6 protein-coding genes are annotated in these 7580 nt (G+C 64.7%); 2 read left to right on the forward strand and 4 right to left on the reverse strand.

What is annotated here, in order from left to right; all coding sequences use genetic code 11:
- Positions 1–50 precede the first annotated feature (50 nt).
- Positions 51–449: a hypothetical protein gene (locus ACN0TK_RS15185; protein ID WP_417310370.1), complete on the forward strand. Its 399-nt coding sequence runs from the start codon at positions 51–53 to the stop codon at positions 447–449.
- Positions 450–452: 3 nt separating this feature from the next.
- On the opposite strand, the gene ACN0TK_RS15190 is transcribed toward ACN0TK_RS15185, so the two are convergent.
- The 4 genes from ACN0TK_RS15190 to recA form a co-directional block, all read right to left on the reverse strand.
- Entirely contained in the window at positions 453–902 is a 450-nt protein-coding gene (locus tag ACN0TK_RS15190; RefSeq protein ID WP_417310371.1) for a nuclear transport factor 2 family protein, read from the reverse strand.
- The gene (gene alaS / locus ACN0TK_RS15195) at positions 902–3556 is read right to left on the reverse strand and encodes an alanine--tRNA ligase (protein WP_417310372.1); all 2655 of its coding nucleotides are present in this window, start codon (positions 3554–3556) and stop codon (positions 902–904) included. The genes ACN0TK_RS15190 and alaS overlap by 1 nt, the downstream gene beginning before the upstream one ends.
- Positions 3557–3700: 144 nt before the next feature.
- Positions 3701–4168, reverse strand: a complete 468-nt coding sequence (locus ACN0TK_RS15200) for a hypothetical protein (RefSeq protein WP_417310373.1) — start codon at positions 4166–4168, stop codon at positions 3701–3703.
- A 291-nt stretch (positions 4169–4459) separates the two neighbouring features.
- On the reverse strand, positions 4460–5536 hold the full coding sequence (gene recA, locus ACN0TK_RS15205) for a recombinase RecA (protein ID WP_417310374.1): 1077 nt from the start codon (positions 5534–5536) through the stop codon (positions 4460–4462).
- Positions 5537–5729: 193 nt separating this feature from the next.
- Between recA and mltF the strand changes: the two genes are divergently transcribed.
- Positions 5730–7058, forward strand: coding sequence for a membrane-bound lytic murein transglycosylase MltF (mltF, locus tag ACN0TK_RS15210; protein ID WP_417310375.1), 1329 nt, complete (start codon positions 5730–5732; stop codon positions 7056–7058).
- The last annotated feature ends 522 nt before the right edge of the window (positions 7059–7580 follow it).

A 7580-nucleotide genomic window follows, 5' to 3' on the forward strand; every position in this document is an offset into this window, starting at 1 on the left:
GTTGTTGAAACTCAAGAAAATACCGCCGGTTTTGGCGGGATTGGACTCCGATGGCCGCCTCGTATGAATTCTCTGCCGCGGACGAGCTCTGCATCTGGACCATGAGCGGCCGGCTGACCGTGGATGCGATGCTCGAGTCCGTGCTCGCTGCGCGCGCCGATCCGCGCTGGTCGAACGAATACGACTTCCTGACCGTCTTCATCGATGCCAGCCTCGCCGACGTCACGCCCGATGACGCCAGCGCACTCGTGGAGAGCTTCGCCACGCTGGACACCCCCCGTGCCGATGGCCTGCGCAAACGGGCCGGAATCGTGTGCAGTGATGAGATGGCGGCGGGGCTGCTGGTCTATTACGAGGTCAGGTCGGACAGCGAGCGCGCGAGCATTGAGCGCTATTTCCGGACAGAACGTGAAGCGCGCGCCTGGCTTGCCAGCCCGCGCGAACGCTAGGCCTCAGCCCTGGCGCTTGAGCGTCACGAAAATCTCCGCCTCGATCGTCCAGCGCACACCGTCAAACCGCCATTTGGCGAAATAGCGGCCGCTATAGCGGATTGAAAACCCTTCGCTCGACCACGCACCGCGCCAGCGGCCGGTCTCGCCGGCCAGCTCGCCATCCTCACCGATCTCGATCCGCGCCGGCGCCCGCACATAGCTGACATCGGGCATATTGGTGAAGATCGACTGCCAGGCCTCCAGCTGCGCCTCGCGGCCGGTAATCAGCACCGCATCATCGCCGGGCACCAGGGTGACCGCATCAGACAGGGTCTCAGCGATCACGGCCATGTCCCGCGCCGCCAGCGCCGCGTTGAATTGGGCCCGCGCCGCCGCCACAGCGCGCGCTGCGGCCTTGTCGCCCACCAGCTGCACCTCGGCGCCGGGTGCCGGACGCGCGAGCCGGGCCATCAGGCGCCCAGTGCGGTGCGGATCGCGTCCAGCCCGGCCTGGGCCTTGGCACCGTCCGGCCCGCCGGCCTGTGCGAAGTCAGCACGGCCACCACCGCCCTTGCCGCCGACCGGCGCCGCCCCGGCACGCACCAGTTCCACGGCCGAAAAGCGATCCGCCAGGTCATCGGTGACACCGACCGCCAGCGCCGCCTTGCCGTCATTGTTCGAGATGAAGGCGGCGATGCCCGAGCCCATCTGGCTCTTGGCCTCATCGATCAGGCCGCGCAAATCCTTGCCGCCCACGCCTTCGACAACGCGGCCAATGAATTTGATGCCGGCAATATCTTCCGGACCGGCCGGTGCACCGGCCGTGCCGCCGCCCATCGCCAATTGCTTCTTGGCCTCGGCGAGCTGGCGTTCCAGCTTCTTGCGCTCATCGATCAGGCTGGCCACCCGTGCCGCCAATTCAACCGGCGGTGTCTTGAGGGCGTCGGCAGCGGCGCGGCCGAAGCCGATCTGTTCTTCCATGAACAGGCGCGCCGCCTCGCCGGTCAGCGCCTCGATCCGGCGCACGCCGGACGCGACCGAGCTTTCCGCCACGATCTTGAACAGGGCGACATCGCCGGTGCGCGCGACATGGGTGCCGCCGCACAACTCGACCGAATAGGGCCTGTCGCTGCCATCGAGCGCCTGGCCCATGGCGAGCACACGCACCCTGTCGCCATACTTCTCGCCGAACAGGGCCAGCGCTCCGGCCTCGATGGCCGCGTCGGGCGTCATCTCGCGGGTCGAAACGGCAAGGTTCTGGCGGATCACCGCATTGACCTGGGCTTCGACCGCGGCAAGATCGGCGGCGCTGATCGGCTTGTTCTGGCTGAAATCGAACCGCAGCCGGTCGGGGCCGACATAGGAGCCCTTCTGCGACACTTGCGGCCCGAGTACATCGCGCAGGGCGGCATGCAGCAAATGCGTCGCGGAGTGATTGGCGCGCGTCGTATTGCGGCGCGCCGCATCGACCCTGAGCACGGCATGATCGCCGAGCGTGATTTCGCCGCGCTCGAGCACGCCGACATGCGCATGCATGTCGCCGCCGCGCTTTTGCGTGTCGGTGACGCGGAAAATGGCGCCATTTTCGAATTCGATCAGACCGCTATCACCGGCCTGTCCGCCGGATTCGCCGTAAAACGGCGTCGCATCAAACACCAGCTCGCCACGCTGGCCGGCACCGAGCGCCTTGGCCTCGTGGGCATCGGCGATAATGGCGGCCAGCCTGCCGCGGCCTTCCAGCCCGTCATAGCCGAGGAATTCGGTGGTGCCGGCCTTGTCGCGCACGGCAAACCAGACCTCATCCGGAGCCGCCTGGCCCGAGGAGAATTTGCTGGCGCGCGCATCGCTGCGCTGCTTGTCCATCGCTGTCTCGAAGCCGGCCTCATCGACCGTCATCCCCTTGGCGCGCAGGGCATCCTGGGTCAGATCGAGCGGGAAGCCATAGGTATCATAGAGCTTGAAAGCGGTATCACCCGGCAGCACCGCACCGGCGGCGAGGCCGGCGGTGGCCTCCTCGAGCAGACCGAGGCCGCGTCCCAGCGTGGTCTGGAAGCGTTCTTCCTCGATGCGCAGCGTATCCTCCAGCATCGGCTGGGCCCGCAACAGTTCGGGATAGGCCTCGCCCATCTCCACCTTCAGCGCTTCGACCAGCTTCCACATCACCGGCTCGGTCGCACCGAGCAGATGCGCATGGCGCATGGCGCGGCGCATGATGCGGCGCAAGACATAGCCGCGGCCCTCATTGGACGGGCTGACGCCATCGGCCATCAGAAAACAGGTCGAGCGCAGATGGTCGGCAATCACCCGGTGACTGGCCAGCGCCGTGCCCTCGGCCTTGACGCCGAGCACGCTTTCGCCGGCCCGGATCAGATTGGCGAACAGGTCGATCTCGTAATTATTGTGCTTGCCCTGCAGGATCGCCGCGATGCGCTCCAGCCCCATGCCGGTATCGATCGACGGCTTGGGCAGGTTGACGCGCTCGTCCGGTGTGAGCTGCTCATACTGCATGAAGACGAGATTCCAGATTTCGATGAAACGGTCGCCATCCTCGTCCGGCGAGCCTGGAGGCCCACCCGGAATGTCGGTGCCATGGTCGAAGAATATCTCCGAACACGGACCGCACGGACCGGTATCGCCCATCGACCAGAAATTGTCCGAGGTCGAGATCGAGATGATGCGGTCGTCGGAGAGACCGGCGATCTTGCGCCACAGGGCCCGCGCCTCCTCGTCTTCGGAATAGACCGTCACCAGCAGCCGCTCGGCGCCGAGGCCGTATTCCCGGGTGACCAATTGCCAGGCATGATGGATCGCCTCTTCCTTGAAATAGTCGCCGAACGAGAAATTCCCGAGCATTTCAAAGAAGGTATGGTGGCGCGCCGTATAGCCGACATTGTCGAGATCATTGTGCTTGCCGCCGGCGCGGACGCATTTCTGCGACGAGGTTGCGCGCGTGTAGGGGCGCTTTTCCTTGCCGGTGAAGACATTCTTGAACGGCACCATGCCGGCGTTGACGAAGAGCAGGGTCGGATCGTCCTGCGGCACCAGCGGGCTGGAGGGCACGACCTCATGGCCATTGCGGCCGAAATAGTCGAGAAAGGTCGCCCGGATATCGCGCAAGCTGGCCATGGAATCATCCTGTTTAGCATCGTCATTTCGGCGCCCGGCCGAAGCCGCTGCGTTACCAGTTTTCAGGAGATATGGGAACGTGGCGGCCTGTACAAGGCGGCGGGACTGATCGACGGGGCTGTCGCGCGTCCGCAGCGCCCTGGATCAGCCGGTCGCGGGTCCGGTGTCCTCAAAGATCCGGCAGCCCTGTCGCGCCCGCAAATCATCGGCCCAGTCTTCGGGCAAGCCCAGCGCGCTCAACGCATCCTCAAGACTGCTGACCACAGAGCGCGGCTCGCGCAAGCGGGAGTGATCGCGGGAAAACTCCCACCACAGACGGATTTCAGCCCGGACGTGATCGCCAATGACCCAGGCCGAGAGCACCGCGGTCTGGTCGCCGCGCTGGTGCAAGGCCTCGATATAGCTGTCGGCCAGCAGGCTGAGGTCCTCGACATCAATCGCCGCCAGCGAAGCATCGGGCGCGAAAAGCACCACTTCGCGATCCTCGAAACGATAGAAATCCCGGTCGGTATAGAGACGAGAAACCGTTTCCAGGTCTTCGCGCACGATCTGGCCGGTGAATTCGATCACCCGAACGCCCCGCCGCTGGTCCTGCATGATCTGGATTGGCATTTGCAGCTCCCGCGCGGCAGAAAACAAGCGACCGGGCGCCTGTAGGGGGAGCCCGGTCCTCCCAAGCTGACGCCCGGGTCGAGACAATGCCGTAGAGCGGTTAACCAAGCATGGCCAACCCGGCAAGGCCGCACCAGGTGCCAGACCGCACCCCGCGCCCCATTCGATCACCCGGTTCGGTCAAGCGGTTCGATCAAGCGGATTTCATCAATCCGCTTGAAGCCAACAGGATCGGTCAAACGGAGTGGGCAACCGGGGTCAATCGACCGGGGGCGACTGACCCGCAATGGTTCAGCCAGCCGCCGCCTGGTCGTCTTCCAGATCCTTGCCGACCAGCAGGACATCGGCGATCAGGCCGGCATTGGCGCGGACCTTGTTCTCGATTTCCTGGGCCATGGCCGGATTGGCGAGCATGAATTTGCGGGCATTCTCGCGGCCCTGGCCGATGCGCTCCGAATTATAGGAATACCAGGAGCCGGACTTCTCGATGATGTCGCCCTTGACGCCAAGATCGATCAGCTCGCCCATTTTCGAAATGCCTTCGCCATAGAGAATGTCGAACTCGACCTCACGGAAAGGCGGCGCGACCTTGTTCTTGACGACCTTGACCCGGGTCTGGTTGCCGATCACCTCGTCGCGGTCCTTGATCGCGCCGATGCGGCGGATGTCGAGACGGACCGAGGAATAGAATTTCAGCGCATTGCCGCCGGTCGTGGTTTCCGGGCTGCCGAACATGACACCGATCTTCATGCGGATCTGGTTGATGAAGATCACCATGCATTTCGATTTCGAGATCGAGCCGGTCAGCTTGCGCAGCGCCTGGCTCATCAGCCGGGCCTGCAGGCCGGGCAGGCTGTCGCCCATTTCGCCCTCGAGCTCGGCGCGCGGCGTCAGGGCGGCGACCGAGTCGATCACCAGAACATCGACGGCACCGGAACGCACCAGCGTATCGGCAATCTCCAGCGCCTGTTCGCCGGTATCGGGCTGGGAGACCAGGAGTTCGGCGACATCAACGCCGAGCTTGCCGGCATAGACCGGATCAAGCGCGTGTTCGGCATCGACAAAGGCGCAGACGCCGCCGAGCTTTTGCCCCTCGGCAATCGTGTGCAGCGCCAGCGTCGTCTTGCCGGAGCTTTCCGGGCCGTAGATCTCGATGATCCGACCCTTGGGCAGGCCGCCAATGCCGAGGGCAATGTCCAGCCCCAGCGAGCCGGATGAGATCGCCTCGATCTCCATCGCCGGCTTGGCGCCGAGCTTCATGACCGAGCCCTTGCCGAAGGCCTTGTCGATCTGGCTGAGTGCAGCCTCGATCGCTTTTTTCTTGTCCATGCCTGAATCGTTCACGAGTCGAATCGCGCCCTTGCTCATATCGATATTCCCTTATTTCACGCCCCTCGGTCACGGGCAACCGAGACACAGCGTACCAGTTTTGTTCCAGAACACAAGCGGAACATTTATGGTTAACACAACGGAACAAAGCGGCGCCGCCAGGACTGACTTGGCGGGGGCGCGGCGAGCGCTTATCGTCAGAGCGATGATCCCTGCCCGATTTCTTCGTGCCATGGCGATGGCATCCATGCTGGCCGCTTGCGGCCCGGCGGCCGTGCCCGGCGGTATCGCCTCGGTGGAGGCCTTGCAGGCGCGCGGAAGCCTCATCGTCCTGACCCTTGAGGGCCCGACCAGCTACATGGCGGGCGAAGACGGCCCGAGCGGCTATGAGGTCGACCTGGTCCGCGCCTTCGCGGGCCATCTCGGCGTCGAGGCACATTTCGAGACACGGCCCTCGATTACGGCCCTCACGGCCGCCCTCGCCGCCGGTGAGGGTGATATCGCCGCAGCCGGGCTGACCGTCACGCCTTCGCGCGAAGCGCATATGGTGTTTGGCCCCGCCTACAAGACGGTCACCGAACAACTCGTCTGCCATGCGGGCGGCCCGGTTCCGACCACGGTGGACGATCTCGGTCGGGCCCGCATCGTGGTGTTGTCGGGGTCAAGCTATCTGGAGACGCTGCAGGCCCTGCCAGCCCGCGATGACGGGCTGCACTGGACCGAGCGCCACGCGGGGTCGGCCATGCCGCTGCTCGAGGCCGTCGATGCCGGGGAGTTCGACTGCACCATTGCCGATTCGCATCTCGCAGACTTCGCGCGCCGCCGCCATCCCGATCTCGTGGTGGCGATGGATCTGACCGGCGAGCAATCCCTCGCCTGGGCCTATTCCAGCCGTATTGAGGGCCTCGGCGACACCATGACGGCCTGGTTTCGCCAGATCCACGACGGCGATCTGCTGGAGCGGCTGGACGAGACCTGGTTCGGCCAGTTCGGCGATTTCAATTATGTCGACGTGTCCAGCTTTATCGACCGGGTCGAAACCCGCCTGCCGCGCTATGAGGACTGGTTCGAGGCGGCCGCCGAGCAGACCTCGTTCGACTGGGATCTGCTCGCGGCCCAAGCCTATCAGGAGTCGCACTGGAATCCCGACGCCGTCAGCGATACCGGCGTGCGCGGCCTGATGATGCTGACCCTCTCGACGGCCGAGCGGGTCGGCATCGACGACCGCACCGACCCGCGCCAAAGCATTGAAGGCGGCGCGACCTATCTGGAAGACCTGTATCAACGCGTCCCGGACAGCGTCACCGGCGAGGACCGGGTCTGGTTCGCCCTTGCCGCCTATAATGTCGGCATGGGTCACATGTATGACGCGCGCGCCCTGGCCGAACAGCAGGGTCTCGACAAGGATAGCTGGGACGATCTCGCCAGCGTGCTGCCGCTCCTGTCCGATCCGGCGCATTATCGCGGACTGCGCTATGGCTATGCCCGCGGCCAGGAACCGGTGCGATACGTCCAGAAAGTGCGCGAATACCGCGCCCTGCTCAATGCCCAGCCCCTTTGAAGGCGAGCCTGGTTTTGATGACGCCGGGCTGCCAGTTTTCCCAATAAATCCAATGCGTTTGTCATCCCGGACGGATGCCCCGCGCAGGCGGGGCGCAGATCCGGGACCTACCCATGGATCCAGCTGGATGAGCGGGTAGGTCCCTGATCTACGCCCGGATCGCTCACGCGTCCGGGCATCCGTCAGGGATGACAAACGTTTGGGGGTTTTTTGGCGTTGGGGGCGGCGTCGATGCACGCTTATCCCCCACCGCCAACAATTATCCCGCGTCATCCCGGCGAAGGCCGGGACCTCGACATAGCAGGCGCGGAGCCCGGTCGTTCGAGGTCCCGACTTGCGTCGGGATGACGATAAATCGTCAAACTTATCCCCACCCCCTGCAGCCTGGCGCATAATCACAGCGTTCCGGTTGCACGGGAGGCGTGAGCTCAGTCACTTGCGGCGATCGGGAGCGTGGAGCTCGTCCGGGCGGAGGTTTGACAACCCGAGCCCCGGCGTGGCCACCGGAGAGGAAAGGCGGCA

It is taken from the genome of Devosia sp. (assembly GCF_048261455.1).
Classification (GTDB): domain Bacteria; phylum Pseudomonadota; class Alphaproteobacteria; order Rhizobiales; family Devosiaceae; genus Devosia_A.

Coding starts and splice junctions, on each gene's coding strand:
- ACN0TK_RS15185 (WP_417310370.1), top strand. CDS start 51: ATGGCCGCCTCGTATGAATTCTCTGCCGCGGACGAGCTCTGCATCTGG.
- ACN0TK_RS15190 (WP_417310371.1), bottom strand. CDS start 902: ATGGCCCGGCTCGCGCGTCCGGCACCCGGCGCCGAGGTGCAGCTGGTG.
- alaS (WP_417310372.1), bottom strand. CDS start 3,556: ATGGCCAGCTTGCGCGATATCCGGGCGACCTTTCTCGACTATTTCGGC.
- ACN0TK_RS15200 (WP_417310373.1), bottom strand. CDS start 4,168: ATGCCAATCCAGATCATGCAGGACCAGCGGCGGGGCGTTCGGGTGATC.
- recA (WP_417310374.1), bottom strand. CDS start 5,536: ATGAGCAAGGGCGCGATTCGACTCGTGAACGATTCAGGCATGGACAAG.
- mltF (WP_417310375.1), top strand. CDS start 5,730: ATGGCGATGGCATCCATGCTGGCCGCTTGCGGCCCGGCGGCCGTGCCC.